Below are 26994 nucleotides of genomic sequence, written 5' to 3' on the forward strand. Positions count from 1 at the left end.
TGAATTTCTTGTGGTGGCTTTTTAGTTTGCTAATCAGCTAATTTCGTGGTGCTTACTGTACGGTTTCGTTGTCAGTAAATTTCCCCTCAAACAAAACTGTGGAAAGATAACGTTCACCTGAGTCCGGCAGGATAACTACAATCGTTTTATCTTTGAATTCGTCGGTCAAAGATAAACGCTCTGCAACGGCCATTGCTGCACCACAAGATATGCCCGCGAGAATCCCCTCTTCGTTCATCAAACGGTGGGCCATTTCTATTGCTTCTTCGTTGGTAACGGTTTCTGCACGATCTACCAAGCTAAGATCCAGGTTACCAGGAATGAAGCCTGCACCTATGCCCTGGATTTTATGTGGCGCGTGTTCAGGCTCTTTACCTGCCAAGGCGTTAGTGATTTGCGGTGACGATTCAGGTTCTACGGCAATGGATAGAATGGGTTTGCCTTGCGTTTCTTTGATGTAACGACTCACGCCTGTAATGGTTCCGCCAGTACCGACACCGGAAACCAGTACATCAATACTGCCGTCGGTGTCTTCCCAAATCTCAGGGCCTGTGGTTTTTACGTGAATGGCCGGGTTTGCCGGGTTTTCAAATTGCTGAAGCAGAATGCGTTGATCCGGTGCTTCTGCAACCAATTCTTCCGCTTTTGCTAGAGCGCCTTTCATGCCTTTAGCACCTTCGGTAAGCACAATGTTTGCCCCCAGCGCTTTCATGACTTTACGGCGTTCTAAACTCATGGTGTTCGGCATGGTTAATGTAAGTTTGTAACCACGGGACGCTGCTACAAAAGCAAGGGCAATTCCGGTATTACCACTGGTCGGCTCTACCAGTTCCATGCCTGGTTTCAGCTTGCCACTCTTTTCCGCTTCCCAGATCATAGACGCACCGATACGGCATTTTACGCTGCCAGCCGGATTACGGCTTTCAACTTTCGCCAAGATGTTACCGCTTCCGATACGGTTGATTCTAACTAATGGAGTTTGTCCAATGGACAATGAGTTATCTTCATAGATTTTAGCCATGCTAGGGTTCCTTGTGTTCTTGACTGGTGGTTGGAGAAGCCGATGAAAAGAAAGGTCTAAAAAAATACATGGTCTAAAGATATTCACTTTTGACCGAATTACAAGTGTGAATCAGGACTTAGCCTGTAAAACGCAGACCGTTTATCACGGCTGCATTGAGCAATCCAAATGAAATAGTTAATATATCAACTAAATTCATTCCGCTTTAGAGGTTGTATGATGAAATTCGAAGGTACCAATGATTACGTTGCAACGGACGAACTGAAAACGGCCGTGAATGCCGCGATTACTTTGCAGCGTCCTTTATTGATTAAAGGTGAGCCAGGAACCGGTAAAACCATGCTGGCTGAAGAGTTGGCCAAGTCTTTGGATACAGAACTGATCCAATGGCACATTAAGTCTACAACCAAGGCGCATCAAGGTTTGTATGAGTACGATGCGGTTTCACGTTTGCGTGATTCTCAGTTAGGTGTAGATCGTGTTCATGACATCAAGAACTACATTAAGAAAGGTAAGCTTTGGGAGGCGTTTGAGTCTGAAAAGCAAGTGGTGTTGCTGATCGATGAGATTGATAAGGCCGACATCGAATTCCCGAATGACCTGCTTCAAGAACTGGATAAGATGGAATTCCATGTGTACGAGACACAGGAAAACATCAAGGCTAAAACCCGTCCAATCATCATTATTACTTCAAACAATGAAAAAGATCTGCCAGACGCATTTCTTCGCCGTTGTTTCTTCCATTACATCCAGTTCCCGGATAAAGAAACCATGGAAGACATCGTAAATGTTCACTACCCAGAGATTAAACAAAATCTTGTAAAAGAAGCGATGGATCTGTTCTTCGACGTGCGTAAAGTGCCTGGTCTTAAGAAGAAACCTTCTACTTCTGAATTGATTGATTGGTTGAAGTTGCTTGTGGCGGATGATTTGTCTGCAGAAGCCTTGCTTGAAAAAGACAGTGCTAAGGCTATTCCGCCTTTGTATGGCGCACTATTGAAGAACGAACAAGATGTTCATTTATTGGATCGTCTGGCATTTATGAGTCGCCGTGCTTCTCGTAACTAATGTCTTGTTACTTATTACTGAACAGTGAGGTCTGGTTATGTTAATCGACTTCTTTTATGAAGTAAGGAAAGCCAGAGTCCCGGTCTCGATCAGGGAGTACCTTGATTTACTGGAAGCGCTGGATCATAAGCTGGCGTTTGCGGACATCGACGAGTTCTATTTGCTCAGTCGTACCGTCATGGTGAAAGACGAAAAGTATTTTGATCGTTTCGATAAGGCCTTTGGTTCTTATTTTAAAGGGATCGAAATGCTGGATGACTTGTTTGAGAAGGCCGTTATTCCTGAAGAATGGCTGCGTAAAGAGCTTGAGAAAATGCTTTCTGAAGAAGAGAAAGCCATGATCGAGTCTTTGGGTGGTTTTGAAGAGTTGATGGAAACCTTCAAGAAACGACTGGAAGAGCAAAAAGAACGTCATCAGGGCGGTAATCGTTGGATTGGTACGGGCGGGACTTCTCCGTTTGGTGCGGATGGTTATAACCCGGAAGGCATTCGTATTGGTCAGAAAAAGTCTCGCCAGCAGAAGGCGGCTAAGGTCTGGGAACAACGAACTTTTAAGGATTTGGACGATTCTGTAGAACTGGGCATTCGTAATATTCAGGTAGCGCTGCGTCGTCTTCGTAAGTTTGCTCGTGACGGTGCAGAAGAAATTCTCGACATGGACGACACCATTGAGTCCACCGCAAAAAATGCGGGGTATTTGGATCTCAAGCTGGTACCAGAAAAGAAAAACAAAGTGAAAGTACTGTTGTTTTTCGATGTGGGTGGTTCGATGGACCCTCACGTTCGTGTCTGTGAGGAGTTGTTTTCTGCTGCTAAGAACGAATTCAAACACATGGAATATTTCTATTTCCATAACTGTTTGTATGAGTCTGTATGGAAGAATAACCTTCGTCGTGGTGCTGAACGTATGGATACTTATGACATCATTCATAAGTATGGTTCGGACTATAAAGTGATTTTTGTTGGCGATGCGTCAATGGCACCTTATGAGATTACTCATGCGGGTGGTAGTGTTGAACATTGGAATGAAGAACCGGGTGCAGCTTGGGTTCAACGAATTGTTGAACACTATGACAAGGTGGCTTGGCTCAATCCTATCCCGGAAGATCGTTGGGGTTGGGGCGGTTCGATTCAGATCATGCAAGACCTGATTACTAATCGTATGTATCCGATGTCTATTGAAGGCTTAGAGCGAGCTATGAAAGACCTTAATAAGTAGTTGTTAGTCTCTTGTTTTCTTAGGACATATTAAAAACCTCAAGTGAGTCGCTTGGGGTTTTTTTATGGCAGCTTTTTAATAAGCTTCTATACTTCAAGGGGTTAGAAGCCTCAGATCAGAGAGGGACTCATTCAGCAGTTCCCTGAAAACTAGGACGAATAAAAAGGCCATATGGCGGTTTCTACTCGTGTACGGAATCATCATGGGATGTAGTTTTGAAAAATATTGGTAGAGTCGTTTTATTACTCATTGCCTGTGTATGGTCTTCTTATGGTGTTGCGGATTTTGACGCCGACAATAAGCCTAAGATAGTCAAAGTGGGCGGTTACTCATTCCCTCCTTTTTTAGAAGTTCCTGACAATCCTCAACATAACGTTTCTGGCATGACGATAGATATGATTGAGGTCTTCAATCAACATCAATCTGATTTCAAGTTTGTCTTTGTTAGTACCACCCCGAAAGGGCGTTATCGTCACTTTAATAACGGTCGTTTTGATGCCATTTTTTTTGAAAGCAAGAAGTGGGGATGGGGTGGTTATTCCGTTGATGAGTCTGACAGTTATCTAAAAGGCGGTGAAGTGTATATTGCTCGCAAAGTTACAGGTCGAGATCAAAGCTACTTTGATTCAGTAAAAGACAAACGTCTTATGGCCATCCTTGGTTACCATTATGGTTTTGCAAACTTTAACAGTGATGAAATTTACTTGCGTGAGAATTTTAACATTTATCTGACTTCCAGCCATAGAAACAGTATTCGAGCTTTGTTTAGTGGTAATGGTATTGCGGATGTTGCCGTGGTGACCAAAGCTTATTTACATCAATTCTTAGATCGGAATCCGGAATATAAGAATCAAATACTCGTTTCTGATCGGCTTGATCAGGTTTACAATCACACGATTTTAGTGAGAAAGGCACATTCTTTATCTGTGTCGTATATTAATCAGTTATTGAAAGCCTTGTCTGAACAAGGAAAGTTACAGGAAATTTGGTCCAAGTATGGTATTCATCAGCCCTAGAAAAGTGTTCCGACCTTTTAATAAGGGTCTAGGGTTTCTTCATTCTATTCTCTTTGTCTTCTTTCTTTTTTTAATTTCTTCCTCTTTGCTGCTGGCTGATGAATTTTATTCCTTTGAAGACGACTCGATGGGAACACGTTTTCGTCTGACGTTGTTAGCCAGCAATAAAAGCAAAGCTGAACAAGTGTTTTCTGCTTGTAAGGCGCATCTCGATCAACGGGAAAAACAGTGGAGCCCGTGGATTGAAGGAAGCGAAATCTGGAACATCAATCAAGCGGGAACGACTAGCATTACCTTAAGCCCTGAAACGTATAGCTTGATTCAGCGTTCGCTTGATGTATCTGTGCTCACAGATGGTGCTTTTGATATCACCTTTGCATCCGTTGGTTACTTGTATCGCTATAAAGAAAATGTTCGACCTTCCGAAGAAGCTCGTAGAGCCGCCGTTTCAAAGGTCAATTATCGAAACCTTTCTTTAGAGTCGAATCGTCGTCTGTTCCTTCGGGACGATGGCATCCGCATTGATCTGGGTGGTATTGCTAAGGGAGAAAGCATTGATCAGCTTAAAACGCTGCTAGCTAAGTGGGGTGTTTCTTCTGCTTATCTATCCTTAGGTGGTGATTCTTACATTTTAGGTAAAAAAGGTTCGTACCCCTGGATGTTGGGGGTAAAACATCCAAGAGAACAGAATCAGGTGATTGCCCGTATTCCCCTCGAAGATGTGGCAGTCTCGACTTCGGGGGATTATGAACGGTTCTTTATGGATGACGGTGAGCGTGTGCATCATATTTTGTCTCCAACTTCAGGTTTACCGGCCGATGATGTGATGAGTGTGACAGTTATCGGCAGTGATGCATGGAAAACAGATGCCTTATCTACGTCTGTATTTGTAATGGGGATGGAGAAGGGGGTTCGGTTAATTGAATCTCTGGATGGATACGATGTGATCGTTGTTGATAAGTCTGGTCGTATTTTCGCCAGTAAGGGCTTGGTTTCACCCTCTGATCAGAAATAATTTGCAGCCTGTAACGCTTTGACTAAAAAAATAACAAGGATCTGTGAAACGAGTCACTCGTGGCTTCGTAAAGTAAAGGATAATAAGCGCCCTGTCTCATCGGAGAACTTTGCCATGAAAGTCATGAAGCATGTTGTGTTAGGGAAGAATTTACTGGTAGCTCTGTTCGTTACCTTTCTTATAGGGTGTTCTGGCGCAGAGTCAGGATCAGGAGGGGTGTCAGAAGAAGGACTTTTAGTGGATGGCCAGTTCCCGATTACTTATGTGAAGCGTTCTACCGCTTCTTTAGGTAACCCTACCGATGGGATTCGTTTTAATGCAGGCGGCGATCTTTATTATCGTGCTATTGCATCCGCCAGTGCTTCCGAATTGAATATTACCCGTGGCTATACCAACGGCCAGGGGGATGTGTCAGATCCTGAAGTTTCTTTTGATGGAACCAAAATCATTTTCTCCATGCGAGGGCCGAATGACTCTTCATGGAATGTTTGGGAATACACCATTGCTTCACAACAGTTACGGCGTGTGATTGAAGAGGATGCCGTTGCGAATTTAGGTGATGATGTGGACCCAGCCTATCTGCCTGATGGACGTATTGTTTTTTCTTCAAATCGACAGCAAACCAGCTTGGCCTTAATGCAGGCTGAAAATAAAGAGCCTTATCAGTATCTCGATGAATATGAGCGTGAACGCGTCATTGTGCTTCATCGCATGAACGCTGATGGTACGGATATCGAACAGATTTCTTTTAATCAAAGCCATGATCGAAACCCAACCGTGTTGTCTACAGGTGAAATCATGTATTCGCGTTGGGATCATGTTGGGGGACGCAATCACTTCCCAATATTCACCATGAACCCGGATGGAACCAATACCTTTATTTTCTATGGTGCGTTTAGCCCTGGTAACAGCTTTCTTCACCCTCGTGAAACTGAAGATGGCATGGTGATCAGTGATTTAATGCCGCTATCAGGTACGAATGAAGGTGGTGGTTTGTACGAAGTTGATGTACGTAACTTTTCTGAAAACAATGAAGTTGATCCTAATTATTCGGGCTCTCGCACTCAAGGACAGATAGAGATTTCACCTAATCCAATTCCGCTTGGCAGAACCATCTCTACTAATGGTCGCTTTACTACACCGTATCCACTTTGGGACGGTTCGGATCGTGTGCTGGTAAGCTGGACGCCTTATATTGAAGCAGAAGAAACAAACGTTTTAACTGGTGAGGAGATGGAAGTCGAAGGGACGCCTGCGTATGGTTTGTATATGTACGATCCGTCAAAAACGACCCTCCGTCCTTTGGTTCTTCCCTCTACCGGGTTAGCCATTACTGATGCCATTCCGATCATTCCTCGTGAAGCGCCTAACGTTATCTCTGATAAGACTGTTGATGCGGATCTGGCGGGTCGGAACATGGCCATTTTGAATGTGAAAAGTGTATACGACACCGACAGTCAAAACTTGATGGGTAATGCAATGCTGGTAGGAAGTGAAGACATTCCTCAACTCGCTGGCGATCCTGATTTGAATAACATGAAAGACCCGGCATTAACGACTGCTGAACAGCGTCCTGGTCGTTTTATTCGAATTACCCGAGCTGTACCCACTCCCCGTGGTATCGATCGTGAATCCATCGGTGAGTCCATGTTTGAAATGCAGGAAATCGTTGGTTATGCCCCGCTTGAACCGGACGGTTCATTTAAGTTAGAAGTGCCTGCCGATACGCCTTTGGGCATTTCTGTTGTTGATGAAAATGGTCGCGCTATTCAGGTTCACACGAACTGGGTGCATGTTCGCCCTGGTGAAACAAGAACTTGTAATGGTTGTCATTCTCCTCGTCGTGGTAGTGCGCTTAATGGTGCGGGTATTGCCGGTAATCATCCTAATACCTTGTTAGCTAATGACGTTGAATCGGGTGAGTCGATGGCAGAAACTGCGACGCGTCTAGATCCTGCTAAGCTAATTTTAAATACCGATCTTAGTTTTGTGGATTTTTGGACAGATCCTGCGGTTCGAGCAGTCGATGCTAATCTTGAGATTGATTATTCAGGTTTGGATACCACAATTATGACGGCTCCAGCTGGTGGTGTGATTAATTACCCTGAGCACATTCAGCCACTTTGGAATAAGTATTGTGTGGCTTGTCATAACGACCCGGATTCAAACAATCCAGTATCGGCTGGATTGGATTTACGAAATACCACAAATGCACGTGGCAGACTTCAGTCCTATGATGAGCTGGTGATTGGAGATCCGTTGATGGATGAAGATGGTTTGCCAATCATTCGTCAAATGGACGAAGACAGTTTGGAATTGGAAGTTGTGAGAGAAGATCCGATTGTCGGTGGTAACAACTCAAGGGGTGGCAGTCGCGCAAGCTTCTTAATGGAAGTGTTATACAACGAAGAATTGCGAGCCAGCCAAAGTGTGGCGGACATTGTGACGGATCATACTACTTTACTTAATGCATCAGAGCTTAGGTTGGTTGCTGAATGGATCGACTTGGGGGCTCAGTATTTGAATACACCGTATGAGTTGGATGCCGGCGATGATGGCTTCTACGCCATCAGTGAAATTCGCAGTTCCATATCTAGCTTAAACTTTGAAAGCTATGAATCCAATGTTCATCCTTTGTTGGTGGATTGGTGTGCGGGTTGTCATCAACCATTTGGTGGCGACGGTTTGACTGGCCCTCTAAACGGTGACTTTGAATTCAGTAAATTCATTTTGACCGGTAGCGTCGAAGGTGATTTCAACATCACGGCGTCTATGATTCATGATGTTACAGACCCGGACAATACAGCGTTGCTTGAGCGACCGTCATCGGACGCGATTGCCCCGAATCCATTGCATCCTCAGGTTGAAGTAGCTAATCCTGCTTATCCTGATAATGCTTCGACTGATCCGGCTGATCCAAATTATGTGCCTACTGATCCTGCCGATCCGGGCTATATTGCTCCTACGATATTCGTGCCGATATGGGAAACGACGTCTACTGAATATCAAACGGTTAGATCTTGGATTTTGGCTGGGCCGTAATGAGAGACTAAACAAGTGGTGCCGAGCTTTGTTGCTTGGTTCTCATATTCGCTTTTGAGGAACGCATGGACGTTATTGATCAAAAACGCAGAAATTTTTTATTAACAACCAATCTACGAAACATCCGAAAGAGGCACTCCATAATGCGAGTGCTTCTTTTATTCGTACCTCTAAGTAGCATGTTCATGGTAGGTTGTGGTGAATCTGTTAAAAATGAAGAGCAGGCCGTTAATCAGCAGTTGATTTTTGCTGATTATCAAACGTCAGTGAATGCAATTTTTGATATGGATATTGATGGCAAAGTTTGTTCTTCTTCAGGCTGTCACGATATTGGTAATGGCTCGGGTGGCGGGTTGAAACTCTACCCAAACGCAGCGCTAGATTCATTTGAAATGGACTTTAATTATCGTGTTGCGCAGTCCTTATCTAATCTTACCAACCCAAATCAAAGTAAGTTGTTGCTTGAGCCTCTGGCGGGCACTTTTTCTATTACGGGAAGCCATGCTGGAGGCGATATTTTCGCTAATGTTAATGACCCAAATTACTTAACCATTCTGGCTTGGATTTCAAACCCTGAAGAAGTCACTTCTGGAGAAACGCCTTAATGGTCTCTCGTGTTCAAATTCTAATTTTATTTTTGTGTTCGATATCTGCAGTTCTTGTACGTGCTGAAACGGCTAAGTTGCCTGTAGATGAATCAGTTCAAACCCCTTCAGACCGAGTCCTTTCAGACCGAGTCCCTTCAGACCGAGTCATCCTAAAGGTAGAGAAAACCTTCGTTGATTTGTATACCGGGCCAGGCTATGGCTACCCCAACCACTACAGTGCGAAGCGAGGCGAAACGCTTGAAATTGTTCGACGTCGTACCAGCTGGTATCGCGTTGTCACTGATAATGGTACGGAAGGTTGGGTGGAAGAAGAGCAACTCTCATCGCTAAAACTGGTTCATGGTGATGGTAAAGACTTTGAGGAAGCGGTGTTGGATGATTTTTATGATGCGCGCTTTGAGTTCTCGGTCTTTGTCGGCGGTTTAGCTGAAGACACTCAGTACAATGGTCGTTTGGGCTATAAGCTGACTGAGTTTTTGGAGGTTGAAGCGTTTTATGGTCAGGCGTTCAATGACTTCTCTGATACTCGATTTTACGGTATAGGAATTCAAGGGAAGCCATTGAGAGGACGACGTTGGGAGCCATATTTTGGGCTGTCGACGGGCGAATTAGAAAACGATCCTAACAGTACGGTGATTGGTGGTCAGACGACTCAGGACGACATCACCATGGCGCAGATTGGAATGCGGTTTTATTTCACTCGTAATTTTGTTTTACGAGCTGAATACGGTCGTATGTTATTGCATGTGGACGATGATCGTCGGGATGATTTGGATTTAGTGAGTGTAGGAATAGGAGCCTTCTTTTGAGTGAGTTACGTGTAGGTCTAGCGCCGTTGACTAAAGCAGTACTTTTAACATGCTTTATGGCATTTTCAGCGACTTCATTATGGGTTGGGAACGCATCTGCTGAGGAGGCGAATGATGAAGCGGCCTCTGATAAAAGTTCTGACTCCACAGATTGGCTCTACAAACCGGACATGAGTGAAGAAGACGTTGATGTGCCTGCTATTGATACAGAGAACTTTGAAATCAGCGTGTTTGCAGGATTGATTTCTATGGAAGACTTTGGGTCTGAGTCTTTCACGGGGGCTCGTATTGCTTATCACCCGTTAGATTTTCTATTTGTGGAAGCAAGTTGGGCGGAGTCAGAGATTAATGATGATAACTACCGTCGATTTGGTGTGCCTTTGTTTGAAAATGCATCCGAAGATGTAGAGTTCTTTGATGCGTCCGTTGGCTTACAGTTGATGCCGGGCGAGGTGTTTATCGGTAAATGGGCATTTCCTTCGTCTTTGTATCTTATTGGTGGCATCGGTAGTACCTCAATTCTTGATGAAGACTTGGAAACCTACAATTTAGGTGTTGGCTTGCGAGTGCTGGCCACTGATTGGTGGGCCTTTCGCGTCGAAGCTCGAGACTATTACTTTGAATCAGATTTGCTCGGAGAAGCAGAAAATAAACATAACTTAGCCGTATCCATAGGAACGGGAGTGTTCTTCTAGAGCTTTGGAGGGCATTCACTCTTTGGATTGAATATATGCTTGGTGAGGGTAGGAAAATGACGATATCGGTGATCTGGCAGAAAGTATTAAAACTCAAAAGATTGTGTGTATTTGTTCTTTTGATGGGAGTAAGCATAGCCTCTGCTGCCCAACAAGCTTCAGATTTTGCACTGCGATCTGTCTCTGACGGTAATATTCGACTCAGCGAGTATTATGGGGATGTCGTCATGCTAAACTTTTGGGCGACTTGGTGTGGCCCTTGTAAACAAGAATTGCCTGTTTTGGAATCACTTCAGAAAAAATTCCAACGGGCTGGGTTTACTGTACTTGCTGTTAATGTGGATTCTGAGGATGTAGATGTTCCTGGATACCTTAAAGAATTTGATTTAAGTTACCCGGTTTTATTGGATCAATCTCATTCTGTGGTAAAGGAATACAATATCCGAGCGATGCCAGGCAGTGTCTTTTTGAGTCGAGATGGTGAAGTTCGTCATGTTCATTTGGGATATCAGGACGGTGATCAGTCCAAATATGAACAGATCATTGAAGCCTTGTTGAAGGAGTAGACGGCTTGAAACATTTAATCAAACGTTTCAGCTTATTGATGGTTTTTCCGTTGTTTGTTGGTTGTAGCCAATGGCAAGAGATGACCAAGGATATGATTGAGTTGCCTGAATTCCAGCCATGGGTCGCGCCCTATGAGCGTGGACTTTTGAGTCGTGAAGAAATGGTGCGTGAGCGTCATACTTATCCGTCACAGTTTAGAGAGCATGTTTACTCAGTTCGAGGTGCTTCACAAGGCGCTACGGGAAGCCAGGGAGGCGGATGTGGCTGTAACTAATCTTTTGTATGTTGTTGGTAGTCTTATCTTGATGACCTTCTCTGGCCTGAGTTGGGCGATTACTCTACCTAAGGATAAGGCCGAGGCGACCTATCACTATTACGATGGTGGTGGAGTTGAGGTAACTGGACCGGCCTTATTTGTGCGTAAATCGGTTGTCGATTCGGTATCGGTTGCTGGTGCTTACTATGTCGATGAAATCAGTTCTGCCTCTATTGATGTTGAATCGTATGCCAGCCCTTATGAAGAAGAGCGTACTGAATATTCTCTATCTGCCGACTATGTCGAAGAAGATGCTAAAATATCAATTACTTACGTTAATAGCGATGAAAGTGATTACCAGTCGAATACCTTTCATTTTGATTATGTTGAAGAGTTCTTTGGTGGCCTAACAACGGCTTCGTTGGGATATTCTTCAGGGTCGGATGATGTGCTTAGCAATATTTCTGACTTTAAAGACAGTGCCGATCATGACTTTTATCGTATGGGATTGGCTCAGGTGGTGTTACCTGAAATGGTCGTTCGTGTTAACTATGAACATATCTCTGACAGAGGCTTTTTGGGCAGTCCGTATCGAAAGTCGGTTGTAAATGGAGTACTGTTTGACGAAAATCTTCCTCGCACTCGTCGGAGTAATGCCTTTTCGGTAGGTGCGGATTACTTTATTGAGACTTGGTCGACGGCGATTAAGGCCCAATATCGGTATTTTTCTGATACGTGGGATATAAAAGCGGACGATTTTAGGTTGTCTGCAACGAAATCTTTACAAACCCACTGGATCATAGAGGGATGGGTTCGCTATTATGGCCAATCCTCGGCAAGTTTTTATCAAGATCAATTTGCTTCGGTATTCACCTATCGAAGTCGAGATAAAGAACTCAGTGATTTTGATTCTTATAGCCTTGGACTGGGAGTAGAGTACCTCTTCCAGGATGTAAGTTGGTTAAAAACACCGTCTCTCGCTTTTGGTGCGGAATGGATTCGTTATCAATACAATGATTTCTATGAGTACCTCAACGGTGATTTTAATCAAAACAATAATAAACAGCTTTACGAATTTGACGCGACAGTAGCCTATGTTTCCTTCAGTACCAACTTTTAAACGCTTGGTCATTCCTTTCTTTGCTTTCATAACGCTGATTTTTTCTGCGTTTTCATACGCCGCTAATGGGGTTGATGAAGAAACGATTGTGCCTTTGCATGAGCAAGTTCAGAACTTAAAGAAAGTCGTATTGGAATTAAATCGTGACTTGTACCTGCTGGAAGAGGAACTACTGTTTCCATCAAGTACCCAATTAACCGTGTTTGTATCTACAGAGACGAGTAACTTGTTTCAACTGGATTCAGTGTCTCTTGAAGTCGATGGCAAAGAAGTGGCCAATTATCTCTACACGGAAAAGCAATCCGAGTCGCTAAACAAAGGTGGTGTCCACCGTTTGTATGTTGGGCACTTAAAAACGGGTGATCATCAATTGGTTGCCACGTTTAGAGGGTTAGGTCCAAAAGGTCGTGATTATCGACGTGTAACTGAGCATAGTTTTTCTAAAGATACGGAAGCGAAGTTCTTAGAAATCAGCATTGTAGGTCAGTCCGCAGACTTACAGCCTGAATTTAAAGTTCGTGAGTGGCAATAAGATCGGAGCTGATTTCGTGTTGTCCTCAAAGCCTAGTCTCTTCTTATCCTTGATGCCTTCAGTGTCTCGTTTGACGACATTGCTGATCTCTTGTTTATTTTCAGCTTCTCTGTTTGCCGCTGAAAAGCCGAATACTTCTCTAACCTCAGAGCAAGCACTCGCACGTTTGTCCTTAAAGCATGTATCTTACTCTCATTACCAAGACGACTATTTGAATGCGATAACCGATGTGCTTGTTGCTGAAAGCAAAGGGATCTGGAAGCAGTTACCTAGCGATGTCTCTCTTGAAGAAACTAATCGAGCCCTTCAAGAAGGTATAACTCAACCGTCTCAGAGTAACCTGACATTAATTGAAGCGAGCCTTTACCATTATTTTGGGATGCAGAATGAGGCGGAGAAACGCTACAAAAAAGTCATTAAGCAATCCACAACACACTTGCCAACTGCCTTCCTACTTTTATCTCGTTACTACTATCAGCAGCAAGACTATCAAAATGTACTGAAGTGGGTGCTTAAAGTTGATGACTCCCAATTGTCTGATGAACAGAAAGGGTTCAAGTACCTCTATCAGTTGGATGCTTATGTCCGATTAGGGAAGAAGAAACAGGCTTTAGAGCTTATTTCATTGCTTGATGAACAAAACTGGTTGCCGGTTTTATCGTATAACTCAGATCGCTTAGTTAAAAAACAGAATCAATCGGCTAAATCTTCTGAAGCTAAAGATTCAAATAAAGAGAACGGGTCTTGGTTTAGTTGGGACGATGAACAACTTTCTCCACTCATTAAAGAACTCGAAGCTCAGAAGTTGTTGCAGTTGGGTATGGATGCAACAGAGAAAAGCCATTGGGCTTCTGCTGTACATTACTTTAAGCAAGTTCCGCCTGAAACACTGAGAACCATCGAAGCTCGTCGTTGGTTGGCTTGGAGCTTAATGAACGATGGTCAGCTAGATGCAGCCAGTAAAGTATGGCGCTCTCTCACGCGTTCTCCGTCTTATTTGGCATTAGATGCTTATGCTATGTCCGCCAGTGTTACTGAAAAATTAGGCGATAAAGAACGGGCACTTGCTTGGTTTGAACAAGGGATAGATTATTATTCGGATCAGGTCGAGACTTTAATAAAGTTGCGATCTGAAAATCAAAAGGGAGAGTGGTTTAGCTCAGTTCAGTCGTCAAATGATACCTTTTGGTCGCCGGTCCAAATGGATATCCAATCTGATACATCCCTGTATTTATGGACTGAAGCCGTGTGGGAAGACAAAGCCTTCCAACAGTTGCTATCGGATCATAGAGATTTAGTTCAAATCTCAACGCTATTGACGTCAAAAATGGATTACATTGAAACTTTTGGCTTAATGGTGGAAAACCGTAAACAGGGCTTTAAAAAGACAACGGATAAGATTCAACGCATGGAAGCCGACCTGAAGTTGAACACTTATCGACAGGAAACGAAAGCCCATAATCAGAGATTGGATAAGGTTGCTGATTACCAAGATATTTATGCAGTTGGCACGAAGGCACAGTTAATCAATCAAGTGCTTTTGGATCGAGTGAAGGAAAATCTTGATCAATTAAAGGCTATGAGTGGTTATGCGCGTAAGCATAAAACGACCTCTTATGAATCCCGATACGAACATCTTAGGAAGTTATATCTATGGGAAATGCGGGAGTCTTACCCCGAAAACTACCGCCGCTATCAGCGTGAAGTAAAAGACCTTAATGAAAAGCTTCAAGAGTCGCAAACAGCATTGGCTAAAATGAAACGTTCGAAAGCTTATGCGCCTTCTCGTTTTGAAGGGTATTCTGAGAAAATTCGTTTGTTAAATCAGCATATTCATAAGACAGTGACAGAAACTCAAACGTTACGCTCTGAACTTAGAACAAAAGTCATCGCAATGTTAGATAACAAATTGGCAGAACGACAAAGCGTAGCCCAAACCTATCTTGAGCAATCCATATTGGCTTCGGCCCGTCTTCGTGATGAACTGGCCTTTGAGCTTGGTGATGTGTCAAATAATACCTCTCTAACAGAGCAATTAGCGTTGAACGGAGGTACTTACTAATGAACCTTCGAATCATTGCGTTTTTCAGTTGTTTGTTATGGCTGTCCGGCTGTGCTTCCACGCCTGAAAGTGCGGAATCTGATGCTCAGTTCAATGAAGTGGAATCTTTAAAACCTAAGCTTGAGTCGGTTGATCAAATCGACCCAGCTAATATTCCTGATGTTGAGCCTGTTCAAGTTCAGTCGGTCTCTCATTCTTCAGTAGTAAAGAGCTATCAACGTGCCTTGAAACTGATTTCTGATCCTGCTGTTAAAGCACGTATCGAGCGTCGCTTGGCTGGTTTAGCGATGGTGGAAAGTGAAGAATTGCAAGTCCAAGGGGAAACCTTTGAAGAGCAAAAGCTTGCGATGAGTAAGTTTGATTCCACTATTAAGGCATATAAAAAGTTACTTCAAGATTATCCAAATCACCCTGATAACGATAAAGTCTACTATCAGTTAGCCAAAGCTTATGGTCTTAAAGGGCATTTGGAAGCCAGTGATAAGTTGCTAGGCAAACTGTTAGAACGGTACCCAAATTCTTCATTGGCGAGTGAAGCTTACTATCGTAGAGCGGAATTCTTATACAGTAATAAAAAATATCCACAGGCGGGTGTAGCTTATGAACGAGTGATTAAGCGTAATGACAATCCTAAAACAGTGACTAATGCTCGGTATATGTTGGCCTGGTCGTTGTTTAAGCAGTCGGATTATGAAGCGTCTTTAGATGAATTTACGCAATTGTTGGATCAGCTCGCTCCAACCAAAGAAGTGTATCAGTCGTTAACAAGAAACCAGAAAGCGTTAATTGAAGACGCCTTCCGGGCAATGAGTTATGCCTTTGGTTATCAGGAAGGCGGTAAATCAGTCGTTCAATATTTTGAAAAAATCGGTAATCGTCATTATGAATCGCTGGTCTTTTCGAGCTTAGGTCTGTTGTATCAGTCCAAAGAACGTTATCAAGATGCGGCAGATGTGTATCTTGCGTATGTAAAACGCCATCCTTTGGCGGCAGACAGCCCGGAAGTGTTTGCAAGGGTTATCAAAGTCTATGAACTCGGTCGCTTCCCGTCGGTTATTATTCCTGCTAAAGCCCAATATGCAACTGACTATGGTCTCTCAAGCCGATGGTACGCTGCTCAGGCTGAAGCAATTTCAACAAAGCATACTCAAAGACTGAAAGATTATATATCTCAGCTAGCGAGCTATTTCCATACTCGAGGGCAAAAAGCTAAGAAAGAGTCGAAGGAGCAAAAAGACTACTTCAATCAGGCAATTGCCTGGTACACGGTTTATATAACTGACTTCCCGAATGAAAACGATGTGGCTGAGAAGCACCATCGTTCAGGCGATGTTCATACATTACTTGGTAACTCAAAAGCAGCTTCGTCATCGTATTTGAAAGCGGCCTATGATTATCCTGACTATGACATTGAAAAGCGTTCTGCTGCAGGCTATGCCGCTGTGGTCGCATTTCAGAAGATAGCTGAAGCTTCCAAAGCTGAACAAAATATTCGCCAAAAGATCGATCAATCGCTTAAGTACGCAGATGTGTTTGGTAACGACAGTCGCTCTATTGGTGTATTGGTGGATGCTTCTGAAAGCCTGTTGAATCTCAACGAATATGAGCCAGCGCGTGAAATTGCTCGTAAAGTGATTGTGAAGTTAATTGAATCTGGGAAGTCAGAGTACGTTGTAGATCAGTCCTGGAATACTTTGAAGTGGCAGCCGTATTCTTCACGAAAACATCGACGGGCGTCTTGGGTTGTTGTAGGGCATGCATCGTTTGAATTAGCTGACTATCCTCAGGCTGAGAATGGGTATTTTCAGGCTCTGCGTTTAATGAAGAAAAACAATGAGCTTTATTCTTCATTAAGACAGCGATTAGCCATCAGTATTTATCGTCAGGGTGAAGGCTTGGCAAAAGAAGGTAAGAATCAGGAAGCCTTGAATAATTTTGAACGTGTTTTGGTGGTTGTTCCTGAAGCGGATATTAAGGTTCAAACACAATACGATATTACGGCACAGCATCTAATCCTTAAGCAATGGTCACCTGCGATTACAAAGTTGAAAGCATTCCGAGCTTCTTATCCTAAACATGAGTTAACCAAAGGTATTCGAGAAAAACTGATCTTTGCTTATGAGCAAAGTGAGCGTTGGCCGGATGCAGCGAATGAGCTGACCCAGATGGCAAATGATGAGCGCTTAGACGATGAACAGCGCCGCAAAGCCTTGTTCCAGGCAGCTACCTACTATGAAAAAGGTGGAAAAACTCCGCAAGCAATTGATCGTTATCGTTCCTACGCTCATGGTTATCCAAAGCCTTTTATTGTGAATCTGGAAACTCAACATAAATTGGCTGAGTTGTATAAAGCGAGAAATGAAACTAACAAGCGTAAGTATTGGCTGAAGAAAATTATTGCCAATGATAAGAATGCAGGTTCTGAACGAACAGACCGTTCCAAGTACCTTGCCGCGGCGGCTTCTTTTGAATTGGCCGATGATCACTGGCGTTCATTTACTCGTGCTAAGTTAACCTTACCATTAGGTAAGTCCATCCAGCGTAAACAGGCAGCGATGCAAAAGGTGATAAAGGAATACACCAAAGTTGCTGATTATGGCGTTTCTGAGTTTTCTACAGCTTCAACGCACCGAATAGCAGATGCTTATTATCGAATGAGTAAGGATCTAATGGGCTCTGAACGACCGAAAGGTTTGGATGAACTAGAGCTTGAACAGTACGATATTCTGCTAGAAGAACAAGCGTATCCATTTGAAGAAACCTCCATCGAAGTTTATGAAACCAACATCGCTCGCACCGTTGATGGTGTTTACGATGACTGGGTAAAAGAAAGTTATAAGAAATTGGCGAAAATAATGCCGGCAAGATATGCAAAAGAAGAACAGGTAGAAGGGTATGTGGATGTTATTCAGTAGCTCTTCAATCAAGAATGCCCTGACTTTAGTCATAGTGACAATGCTTACCGCCTGTGGGATGCAGCCAGTTAAGCAGGAAACAGCCCCGAACGATGTGGTTGCTGATATTGTGACGGATTACAGTGACTATGCCTCTAAAGGGTTGCTTACCGTCGATACTGACTATCGCAAGCAATATCAGGCTGCGTTACAAGCGCTTAAAAAGAAGCAGCACAAGACAGCGAATCAGATATTGGGACAACTTATTGAGCAGCGTCCAGATTTAGTCAGCGCTATTTATAACAAAGCACTGCTTGAACAAGCTTTAGGAAACGAAGTCGCTGCTATTGAATGGCTGCAACAGGCACATAAAGTGGATCCAGCAAATGAAAACGTTTGTAATGCCTTGGGTCGATCGATGAGATTGTCTGGTAAGTTCAATGAAGCAGAAAAAGTGTACACGGTTTGCCTTAGTTTTGAGGACCAGTCCCCAATCGTACATAAAAACTACGGAATCTTACTCGATTTGTATCTACATAAACCGGCTCTTGCGCTAAAACAGTATCAAACCTACATGGATAACACAGACGGTAGTGACCGTCAGGTTAAAGGCTGGCTGTTAGATCTTCAGCGCAGGGTTACTTCAGCTTCGGGAGGAAATAACTAATGACTTCCAAAGCAAGTGTTGTGTTGTGGTCTTGTTTTCGATCCCTTTGCTGTTTGATGCTACTCGTAGGCAGTTCTCTGTCTGTTGCTGAAGATGTGATCGAACTTGAAGGTATTTTTGTTCGAGGAAATCAGGAGCAGCCTAAGGTTTTGTTCATTATGCCTTGGCAGACCGATGCCGAACTCAGTGGTCTCAAACAGGAAATAGAGCCCGATTTACAGGCTCGCGACGAATATTTGGACTATTTCGACTTTAAACAAAAAGTCGATGAGTTTTACCAAGAAAAAGAGACATCTTCGCAAAAATAGTCATCGCTGTTAGCGGAATGTAATTTTATTAATTCATTAGATATAGAGAAATCAGAGAGGAAATTCATGGAATCTATCGTTCGCTTCTTTCAGGAAGGTGGTTCATTTATGTACCCAATTGCGATTGTTGCTGCAATTGGTTTAGCGATTGCGATTGAGCGTTGGATATATTTGACCGCTTCACGAGCTTCAAATCGAAAAGCGTTCGAGTCCTTGATGCCTCTGATTTCCAAGCGAGACTTTAAAAGTGCTATGAAGCTTGGCAACGACTCTGGTACACCGATGGGTGAACTGATTGCCGCTGGTATTTCCCGCCTTGCAGGTGGTGCACGTCGTGATGATGTGGAATATGCGATGGAGGAAGGGTTGATGGAATCACTCCCTCGTCTTGAAAAACGTACGCCTTATTTGGCGACTATGGCGAACGTTGCTACCTTGCTTGGCCTATTAGGTACGATTATCGGTCTGATTGCCGCGTTTACTGCAGTGGCGAATGCTGATCCAGCTGAAAAGGCAACATTGCTTTCTCAGAGCATCTCGGTTGCGATGAACACCACGGCATTTGGTTTGATGACCGCAATTCCGTTATTAATTCTTCATGCGCTTCTACAAACAAAAACCAATGAGATCATTGATAGTTTTGAAATGGCGGGTGTTAAGGTTTTAAACACCATTTTTGACCGCAAACCAGCAAACCAAGCTCAGACGACAGAGTCAGCAACGAAAGGCGAATAAGTGTATGTTGAAGAAGCGCATTCGGCATAATGTCGATGAAGCGGAGCTCAATATTACGGCCTTTATGAACCTGATGATTATTCTGGTTCCTGTGCTGTTGCTCAGTATGGTATTTGCCAATATTACAGTTCTGGAGTTAAAGCTTCCTAAAACGCAGAGTGATGAGGAAATCGACCTCAAAGAGCTGCAACTAGAAGTTGTGATTCGAGACGACAAGTTGATCTTGGCAGATACGATTAAAGGTCCAATTAAAGAGTTTCCTAAAGTCAAAGAAGAGTATGACTTTAATGGTTTATCTAAACTCCTTGCTCAGCTTAAAAAGCAGGTGCCTGAGAAACGTGATATTACGTTGCTAGCGGAAGAAACAACAGATTACCAAACGTTGGTCGCGGTTATGGATACGGTTCGTTCCTATAAAGCTGTAGTTGCTGCCTCTGTCGTGGATGCTGAATTGTTCCCGGATATTTCTATCGGTGATGCACCGGAAATGGAGTCAAACGCTAATGCCGGAGGTGAATCATGAAGATGTCACGCCGTGCTAAGCGAATGTCCCGGCACTTTGCTCGTAATAAAAAGCAGCCAGCACTGAACCTTGTCTCCTTAATGGATATTTTCACTATCCTTGTTTTCTTTTTGATGGTGAATCAGTCGGACGTTAAAGTTCTTCAGAATAATGAATCCATTAAAATGCCAGAGTCTTCAGCGGAACAGCTTCCTGCTGAATCCTTGGTCGTGTTTGTCAATAACGAGCAAATTTTGGTGCAAGGTAGAGCGGTTGCTTCTGTAAACGATGTTTCTGGTCCTGAGGCGTTGATTCCTTCGTTACAGGAAGAGCTCGTATATCAAGCTTCAAAGCAACGAGTTTTATCTGAAGCGGAGTTAGAAGAAGGGCGTGCTGTAACCATTGTGGGCGATAAACAAATCCCTTATGCGTTACTGAAGAAAATTATGGCGACCTGTGCTGAAGCCAATTACACCAATATTTCCCTTGCGGTAAACCGTAAGGTAAGTAAGGAGGTGTAAATGGCAACAGTAATACCTCAATACCAACTTCCTTGGACGATTATCCCGGAAGATCAAAGTCGATATCAAAAGATTCTGCGAACGATTTTAGCGCTTGTTTTGATTCTTGGTTTTGTGATGCCTTTTATACCTTTGACAGAGCCTGAACGAGAGGAGTTAGAAAAATTACCTCCTCAACTCTCTAAGGTGATCTTGAAGAAAAAGGTTGTTCCGCCTCCACCACCTCCTCCAAAGCCTGAAAAGAAAGAGGAGAAGAAACCGGAGCCTAAAGAGGAAAAACCAAAAGAGAAGAAACCTGAGCCTAAAAAAGAAAAGCCAAAACCAAAGCCTGATCAAAAGAAATTAGAAAAGGCTCGGGAAAAGGCGAAGAGTTCTGGACTACTGAAGCATACTGATGCCCTGAAAGAGCTAAGGCAATCTCTTGATTTGGGAACCTTGGCAAAAGGATCTACAGTTAATCAAGGTGGTAAGGAAGCGACTAAAGTCGAGCGGGCGGTTATTGCTTCTAAAGCAACGACGGGCAGTGGCGGCGTATCAGCGGCTGGTGTTTCTCGCGGTACGGCTGGTTCCGGATTACAAGGTCAGGGTGTTGCTGAGCTGAATGATGAGACTGCTTTGGCGGATATGGCCGCAGAAGCTGATCAGAAAGCTCGTTCTGGTAAGAAAGGCAAACGTACAGATGAAGAAATTCGTCGAGTCTTTGATGCCAATAAAGGCCCAATGTTTACCATTTACAATCGTGCATTACGTAAGAACCCATTGCTCGAAGGTAAGGTCAAATTTGAGTTTACTATTGAACCTGATGGCTCTGTATCGGCCTGTAAGGTTGTATCAAGTGAATTGAATGACCCTAAACTTGAAAGACGTTTGGTTGCTCGAATCCGTCTTTTTGACTTTGGCGCGCGTGATGTTGAGCGAGGCACTTATCAGCTTTGGTATGAATTTACACAAGGTTGATGCTGGGTACTGGAGTAAGTAAGGAATGACTATGATTAGACACTTGCTAATGTTGTTGGTTTTACTTACTTCAGGACTAAGTTATGCTCAGTGCACTTATCTTCCTCAAGGCATTCTTGGTGCTTGGTCTCAAGATCGAATGCTGTGGGAGAGGGAAGTGTCTTTCGAACCTGTGATGGTAGGCCAATACCCAGAATTAACCTTGGATTCTTTCCGAATAACTAATTTAGCAAAGCAGAGCTTTCTGTTTGAAGCTGGGTTACGAGAGGGAGATGAGGTTACCGCAATCAATTCTGTAAATGTTTCTCAGCTCGAAGCGTTTCAGTCTTTGATGATTGAGATATCAACGTTGCCAGAAATTATCCTTTCTTTGCGAGATAAAGACTCAATTCGCTTTTTGAATACTCAGATTGAGTCTGATCTTCTTTGTGATTAAAAAGCGATTTTTATTTTTGATGTGAACCCTATAGATCAGTGTCGATCTTCGCTAGGGTGATTATTGATCGGCTTGTCTTCTCTTAATTTAGCGCTTTTAGTTTAGATTCCAACCAGCTGATGATATGTAATCCAACTTCTTCGCGGTTTATCTCATTCAGCATCTCATGACGGCCATTAGAATATATTTGTAAGTCCACATCTTTGACGCCAGCCTCCGTATATTGACGAGATAGCGCAATCAAGCCGCTGCCAAAGTGTCCTACTGGATCTTCTTGGCCTCCAAAAATCAAAACCGGAGTTTCTGGATTGAGTTTCTTAAATGCCGATGACTGGGAAATATCGGATAAGCCGGCTAATAAATCACACCACAACTGAGTTGTGCAGATAAAGCCACAATGTGGATCTTCAATGTACTTTCTAACTTCAGTGAGATCGCTGGATAACCAATCATAGTTGGTCTGATTGGGTTTGAAACGCTGATTGAAACTTCCAAAAGTGAGTTTGTCGATGAGCTTACTTCTGTATCTCGGACCTTTTCTAAGCTTCTCTAGCTTGGCAATGAGACGGGCAGCTCGATACTTGAGGGGTGAACTGTAATTACTGCCAGACAAGATCAGACCTGCAATGTCGGGCTTATAGTGGAAAAGGTACGCTTGGGTAATAAAAGAACCCATGCTGTGCCCCATGGAAAATATTGGTGTTGCGACGTGATTCTTGCGGATATGAGTTTGCATGTCATTCATATCAGAAAGAATTAACTGCCAGCCTTTATGGTCGCCATAGTGACCAAGCATGTCTTTGGCACCGGTATGGCCATGTCCTCGGTGATCATGGGCATAGACGGCAATATTATGATTTACACACTGTTCGGCAAAACGCTCATAGCGCTTACTGTGTTCGGCCATGCCATGAGCAATGTGTATGACGGCTTTGATATGATCTGACTGATCAGGTAACCAACAACGGTAAAAAATAGAAGAGTTATCCGTTCCGTGAATAGTGCCTGTACTGCTTTCCATGAAGTCAAATTCCGTTGACGGTGATGAATCTGTTCTGATGTAAAAGATGAAATAGTAACCCGAAAATTAGCTGGATAGGAAGAGGTTCCAGAGTGTTACGCGAACCAGGCGGCGCTTTTCGACAAAAGGGTTGCATTAAAACCCTGAGAAGTATTCACAAAAGTTTACAATATTGGTACTGTCCATGTTCTAAAAATAAATCTCTAAATAGAACAATAATACGAACAGGGACCTATTACTATGGATGCCAATTTCTGGAGTGGCAAACGACCACCAGGTGTCGTTGACACTATTAATCCTGATGAATTCAAAAACGTAGTTGAAGTACTGGAAGCATCTGTGAAGAAATATGCAGATCGCCCAGCTTTTACCAGTGTATTCAAAACCTTTACTTGGGGTGATATTGATCGCCTAAGTGCCGACTTTGCAGCATACCTTCAGAATCATACGAACCTGCAGCCAGGTGATCGTGTTGCGATTCAAATGCCAAATATTGTGCAATTCCCAATTGCTGCTTACGGCGCGTTGCGCGCAGGCATGGTGTTGGTAAACACTAACCCTCTGTATACCGTGCGTGAAATGAAGCACCAGTTTAATGACTCAGGTGCGAAGGCTTTGATCTTTATGGATACCTTCGGAGATAGAGTCCAGGAAGTACTTCCAGAAACAGGTATCGAGCATCTAATTGTAACTAGCCTTGCGGATATGCGTGAAGCTCCTAAGCGTTGGTTAATTAATGGTGCGGTTAAGCACATCAAAAAGATGGTGCCTGATTTTAACCTACCTCAAGCCGTTAAATTCAGATCTGCGCTTAAGCAAGGTGCGAAGCAACAGATGAAGTTGGCGAGTCCTAACTCTGACGATGTTGCTGTACTTCAATATACCGGTGGTACGACAGGTGTGGCGAAAGGGGCAATGCTGACTCACCGTAACCTTGTTGCCAACATGCTTCAGGTTCGAGCGTCTCTTCAGCAGGAAAACCCGGAAACTGGCCGTCCGTTCATGGATGTTGGTGATGAAACCATCATTGCGCCGCTTCCTCTGTATCACATCTACGCATTCACATGTCACTGTATGTGCATGATGTCGCTGGGTAATCACAGTGTGTTGGTTGCTAACCCTCGCGATCCTGAAATGTTTATTAAGATTATCAAGCCATTCCAGTTCACTGCGTTTGCAGGCTTGAACACCTTGTTTGTGAGCTTGTTACATCATCCGGAATTTAAGAACCTGGACTTCAGTAAGTTGAAGATGACCTTGTCTGGCGGTACTGCTTTGGTTCGTGCGACTGCTGATAAGTGGAAAGAAGCGACTGGGTGTGATATCGGTGAAGGTTACGGTATGACTGAGACTTCTCCTGCGGTATGTTTGAGCCCTGTGGGTGATTACATTAAGCATGGAACGGTTGGTCTTCCTGTTGCTTCAACGGATATTCGTCTGGTTGATGACGATGGTAAGGATGTTGCTGAAGGCGAGCGTGGCGAGCTTTGTGTTCGCGGCCCTCAGGTCATGAAAGGTTACTGGAAACGCCCTGAAGCGACTGCAGAAACGTTCTTGGATGGTGAATGGTTGAAGACAGGTGATGTTGCTCAGATTGATGAGAAAGGTTACATCTCAATTGTAGACCGTAAGAAAGACATGATTCTGGTTTCAGGTTTCAACGTTTATCCTAACGAAATTGAAGACGTTGTGGCGAAACTTCCTGGTGTTGAGCACGCAGCTGCAATTGGTATTCCTGACGAAAAATCAGGTGAAGCTGTGAAACTCTTCATCGTGCCGGATGATAAGAATCTTACGGTTGATCAAGTGAAAGCGTATTGCCGTGAAAATCTGGCAGGCTATAAGATTCCTAAGCATTATGAGTTCCGTGAAGAGCTACCAATGACTAACGTTGGTAAGATTCTTCGTCGTGAATTACGTGATGCGGAACTGGCGTCAAACTAGTCAAGAAGTAAAAGTATTGCCTTTCTCTATTATGAAAAAGATTTAATACTCTTTACCTTCTATATGAGGCAGAAAGCTGTTACGCTTCTGCCTCACTCATTTTTGGGTCGTTAAAAAAATTGGATGGAGCTCGGTAGGAGGCTATATGATTGAGAATTTCTGGAAGGATAAATACCCGGAAGGTATTCCTAGTGAAGTAGATGTAGAGAAGTACAACTCCGTTGTCGAGGTTATGGAAGAATCCTTCGCAAAGTTCTCCAATAAACCTGCCTTTACTCATATGGGAAGAACTTTGACTTATGGTGAGTTAGAGAAACTTTCTGCTCAATTTGCATCTTATCTCCAGAATCATACCTCTCTCGAAAAAGGCGATCGAATCGCTGTTCAGCTTCCTAACATTGTTCAATACCCAGTTGTCGTATTCGGTGCCATGCGCGCAGGGATGATCGTTGTAAATACGAACCCTTTGTATACCGAGCGTGAAATGGAACACCAGTTCAATGATTCTGGTGCAAAAGCGCTTGTATGTTATGCGGGTATGGCTTCTTTGGCACAAAACGTGGTTCCTCGTACAGGTGTGAAACACGTAATCGTTACTGAAATTGCTGATCTTCATCCGTTCCCTAAAAAGCAAATCATCAACACTGTTGTTAAGCGTGTTAAAAAGATGGTTCCTGCTTATGACAATCTCGAACACATCACGTTAAATAAGGCATTGAAGCTAGGTGCTTCTGGCCGTTATGAGAAAGCAACTTATACGCGTGATGATATCGCTGTACTTCAGTACACTGGCGGTACGACTGGTGTTGCTAAAGGCGCAATGCTGACTCATGGCAATCTAGTGTCAAACATGTGTCAGGCATATGTTTTCTTTGAAGCTGTATTGAATGATGGTCAAGAGACCGTTATTGCTCCATTACCTCTGTATCACATTTACTCGTTCACTGTGAACTGCATGATCATGATGTACACAGGTAATCACAGTGTTCTAATTCCTAACCCACGCGACATTCCTGGTTTCATTAAAGAGCTGGGTAATTGGGACTTCTCAGGCATGTTGGGTATCAACACCTTATTCGTTGCTCTATGCAATAACGAAGATTTCCGTAAGCTTGATTTCAGCTCTCTGAAATTGACCATTTCTGGTGGTATGGCATTAACAAAAGATGCTGCTGAGCATTGGGAGCAAGTGACAGGTTGTATCGTATCTGAAGGTTACGGTATGACTGAAACCTCTCCGATTGTTTCTTTCAACCCTCCAGGTTATGGCCAATTGGGTAGCATCGGTATTCCTGCACCTAATACTATTTGTAAGACCATTGATGATGATGGTAATGATTTACCGTTAGGTGAGCCAGGTGAGCTTTGTGTTAAAGGGCCTCAGGTAATGAAAGGTTACTGGCAGCGTCCTGATGAGACTGCCAAGACCATTACTGAAGATGGCTGGTTGAAGACGGGTGACGTAGCGGTGATTAAAGACGACGGCTACATGAAGATCGTAGACCGTAAGAAAGATATGATCATCGTTTCTGGCTTTAATGTTTATCCAAATGAACTTGAAGACTTCATTGTGAGCCATCCTGACATTGTTGAGTGTGCTGCTATTGGTGTGCCGGATGATAAGAGTGGTGAAGCAGTTAAGATTTTTGCTGTAACGACGAACAAAAACCTAACGGACAAAGAAGTTCGTGATTTCTGTCGTAACGGTTTAACCGCGTATAAAGTACCTAGGTTTGTTGAGTTCCGTGATGAGCTGCCTAAGACCAACGTAGGTAAGATTCTTCGTCGTGAATTGCGCGATGAAGAAATGAAGAAAATTGGTGCAGCTTAATTCGTTATACTAAACCAATATTCGAGTACTTGAAGAAACCCGCTAGCGTAAGTTAGCGGGTTTTTTCATTTCTGACGTCGGAGAAATGTGTCTCAGTATGGATTAACAATTGTAAAGGTTATGGACGATGGCTGTAAAAGGTTACAAA

25 protein-coding genes are annotated in these 26994 nt (G+C 43.4%); 23 read left to right on the forward strand and 2 right to left on the reverse strand.

The features are described 5' to 3' along the window. Nucleotides 1–52: 52 nt before the first annotated feature. Nucleotides 53–1021 (reverse strand): cysteine synthase A, encoded by a 969-nt coding sequence (cysK, locus tag ACFOEK_RS08670; protein WP_386719235.1) that lies wholly within the window; start codon nucleotides 1019–1021, stop codon nucleotides 53–55. 219 nt (nucleotides 1022–1240) lie between these two features. Between cysK and ACFOEK_RS08675 the strand changes: the two genes are divergently transcribed. From ACFOEK_RS08675 to ACFOEK_RS08775, 21 genes are all read left to right on the forward strand, one after another. After that, nucleotides 1241–2089 (forward strand): AAA family ATPase, encoded by an 849-nt coding sequence (locus ACFOEK_RS08675; RefSeq protein ID WP_386721533.1) that lies wholly within the window; start codon nucleotides 1241–1243, stop codon nucleotides 2087–2089. 37 nt (nucleotides 2090–2126) lie between these two features. Then, a complete protein-coding gene (locus ACFOEK_RS08680) occupies nucleotides 2127–3308 on the forward strand; it encodes a vWA domain-containing protein (protein ID WP_386719238.1) in 1182 nt (393 codons plus the stop codon). A gap of 215 nt (nucleotides 3309–3523) precedes the next feature. Next, a complete protein-coding gene (locus tag ACFOEK_RS08685; RefSeq protein WP_386719241.1) occupies nucleotides 3524–4324 on the forward strand; it encodes a substrate-binding periplasmic protein in 801 nt (266 codons plus the stop codon). A 127-nt stretch (nucleotides 4325–4451) separates the two neighbouring features. After that, nucleotides 4452–5339 carry an FAD:protein FMN transferase gene (locus tag ACFOEK_RS08690; protein ID WP_386719244.1) on the forward strand — a complete coding sequence of 296 codons (888 nt, stop codon included), beginning with the start codon at nucleotides 4452–4454 and terminating at the stop codon, nucleotides 5337–5339. A 114-nt stretch (nucleotides 5340–5453) separates the two neighbouring features. Then, nucleotides 5454–8381 (forward strand): HzsA-related protein, encoded by a 2928-nt coding sequence (locus tag ACFOEK_RS08695; protein ID WP_386719247.1) that lies wholly within the window; start codon nucleotides 5454–5456, stop codon nucleotides 8379–8381. A gap of 143 nt (nucleotides 8382–8524) precedes the next feature. Beyond that, on the forward strand, nucleotides 8525–8986 hold the full coding sequence (locus ACFOEK_RS08700) for a hypothetical protein (RefSeq protein WP_386719249.1): 462 nt from the start codon (nucleotides 8525–8527) through the stop codon (nucleotides 8984–8986). Then, on the forward strand, nucleotides 8986–9798 hold the full coding sequence (locus tag ACFOEK_RS08705; RefSeq protein ID WP_386719252.1) for an SH3 domain-containing protein: 813 nt from the start codon (nucleotides 8986–8988) through the stop codon (nucleotides 9796–9798). The genes ACFOEK_RS08700 and ACFOEK_RS08705 overlap by 1 nt, the downstream gene beginning before the upstream one ends. Further along, on the forward strand, nucleotides 9795–10493 hold the full coding sequence (locus tag ACFOEK_RS08710; RefSeq protein ID WP_386719255.1) for an outer membrane beta-barrel domain-containing protein: 699 nt from the start codon (nucleotides 9795–9797) through the stop codon (nucleotides 10491–10493). The genes ACFOEK_RS08705 and ACFOEK_RS08710 overlap by 4 nt, the downstream gene beginning before the upstream one ends. A 56-nt stretch (nucleotides 10494–10549) precedes the next feature. Continuing rightward, nucleotides 10550–11059, forward strand: coding sequence for a TlpA family protein disulfide reductase (locus ACFOEK_RS08715; RefSeq protein WP_386719258.1), 510 nt, complete (start codon nucleotides 10550–10552; stop codon nucleotides 11057–11059). 5 nt (nucleotides 11060–11064) lie between these two features. Next, nucleotides 11065–11334, forward strand: coding sequence for a DUF4266 domain-containing protein (locus ACFOEK_RS08720; RefSeq protein WP_386719261.1), 270 nt, complete (start codon nucleotides 11065–11067; stop codon nucleotides 11332–11334). Then, the gene (locus tag ACFOEK_RS08725; protein WP_386719264.1) at nucleotides 11321–12436 is read left to right on the forward strand and encodes a DUF3570 domain-containing protein; all 1116 of its coding nucleotides are present in this window, start codon (nucleotides 11321–11323) and stop codon (nucleotides 12434–12436) included. The genes ACFOEK_RS08720 and ACFOEK_RS08725 overlap by 14 nt, the downstream gene beginning before the upstream one ends. After that, on the forward strand, nucleotides 12411–12968 hold the full coding sequence (locus ACFOEK_RS08730) for an AraC family transcriptional regulator (protein WP_386719267.1): 558 nt from the start codon (nucleotides 12411–12413) through the stop codon (nucleotides 12966–12968). Before ACFOEK_RS08725 ends, ACFOEK_RS08730 begins: the two co-directional genes overlap by 26 nt. 16 nt (nucleotides 12969–12984) lie before the next feature. Further along, the gene (locus ACFOEK_RS08735) at nucleotides 12985–15030 is read left to right on the forward strand and encodes a tetratricopeptide repeat protein (protein WP_386719270.1); all 2046 of its coding nucleotides are present in this window, start codon (nucleotides 12985–12987) and stop codon (nucleotides 15028–15030) included. Further along, nucleotides 15030–17945 (forward strand): tetratricopeptide repeat protein, encoded by a 2916-nt coding sequence (locus ACFOEK_RS08740; RefSeq protein WP_386719273.1) that lies wholly within the window; start codon nucleotides 15030–15032, stop codon nucleotides 17943–17945. The genes ACFOEK_RS08735 and ACFOEK_RS08740 overlap by 1 nt, the downstream gene beginning before the upstream one ends. After that, complete coding sequence (locus ACFOEK_RS08745; protein ID WP_386719276.1) at nucleotides 17932–18591, forward strand: hypothetical protein; 660 nt, start codon at nucleotides 17932–17934, stop codon at nucleotides 18589–18591. The genes ACFOEK_RS08740 and ACFOEK_RS08745 overlap by 14 nt, the downstream gene beginning before the upstream one ends. After that, nucleotides 18591–18899, forward strand: a complete 309-nt coding sequence (locus ACFOEK_RS08750) for a hypothetical protein (RefSeq protein ID WP_386719279.1) — start codon at nucleotides 18591–18593, stop codon at nucleotides 18897–18899. Before ACFOEK_RS08745 ends, ACFOEK_RS08750 begins: the two co-directional genes overlap by 1 nt. Before the next feature lie 66 nt (nucleotides 18900–18965). Beyond that, nucleotides 18966–19634, forward strand: coding sequence for a MotA/TolQ/ExbB proton channel family protein (locus tag ACFOEK_RS08755; protein ID WP_386719282.1), 669 nt, complete (start codon nucleotides 18966–18968; stop codon nucleotides 19632–19634). Between the two features lie 4 nt (nucleotides 19635–19638). Then, nucleotides 19639–20157 carry an ExbD/TolR family protein gene (locus tag ACFOEK_RS08760; protein WP_386719285.1) on the forward strand — a complete coding sequence of 173 codons (519 nt, stop codon included), beginning with the start codon at nucleotides 19639–19641 and terminating at the stop codon, nucleotides 20155–20157. After that, nucleotides 20154–20657 (forward strand): ExbD/TolR family protein, encoded by a 504-nt coding sequence (locus ACFOEK_RS08765; RefSeq protein WP_386719288.1) that lies wholly within the window; start codon nucleotides 20154–20156, stop codon nucleotides 20655–20657. The genes ACFOEK_RS08760 and ACFOEK_RS08765 overlap by 4 nt, the downstream gene beginning before the upstream one ends. Continuing rightward, a complete protein-coding gene (locus ACFOEK_RS08770; protein ID WP_386719290.1) occupies nucleotides 20658–21614 on the forward strand; it encodes an AgmX/PglI C-terminal domain-containing protein in 957 nt (318 codons plus the stop codon). Between the two features lie 31 nt (nucleotides 21615–21645). After that, the gene (locus ACFOEK_RS08775; protein WP_386719293.1) at nucleotides 21646–22050 is read left to right on the forward strand and encodes a hypothetical protein; all 405 of its coding nucleotides are present in this window, start codon (nucleotides 21646–21648) and stop codon (nucleotides 22048–22050) included. 82 nt (nucleotides 22051–22132) lie between these two features. On the opposite strand, the gene ACFOEK_RS08780 is transcribed toward ACFOEK_RS08775, so the two are convergent. Further along, on the reverse strand, nucleotides 22133–23071 hold the full coding sequence (locus tag ACFOEK_RS08780) for an alpha/beta hydrolase (protein WP_386719296.1): 939 nt from the start codon (nucleotides 23069–23071) through the stop codon (nucleotides 22133–22135). A gap of 240 nt (nucleotides 23072–23311) precedes the next feature. On the opposite strand from ACFOEK_RS08780, the gene ACFOEK_RS08785 reads away from it, so the two are divergent. Both ACFOEK_RS08785 and ACFOEK_RS08790 read left to right on the forward strand, forming a co-directional pair. Further along, a complete protein-coding gene (locus ACFOEK_RS08785) occupies nucleotides 23312–25015 on the forward strand; it encodes an AMP-binding protein (protein ID WP_386719298.1) in 1704 nt (567 codons plus the stop codon). Between the two features lie 145 nt (nucleotides 25016–25160). Then, nucleotides 25161–26846, forward strand: a complete 1686-nt coding sequence (locus ACFOEK_RS08790) for an AMP-binding protein (protein WP_386719301.1) — start codon at nucleotides 25161–25163, stop codon at nucleotides 26844–26846. Nucleotides 26847–26994: the final 148 nt, after the last annotated feature.

Origin of the sequence: Litoribrevibacter euphylliae, assembly GCF_042646085.1 — a bacterium.
In the GTDB taxonomy this organism is placed as follows: Bacteria; Pseudomonadota; Gammaproteobacteria; order Pseudomonadales; family Litoribrevibacteraceae; genus Litoribrevibacter; species Litoribrevibacter euphylliae.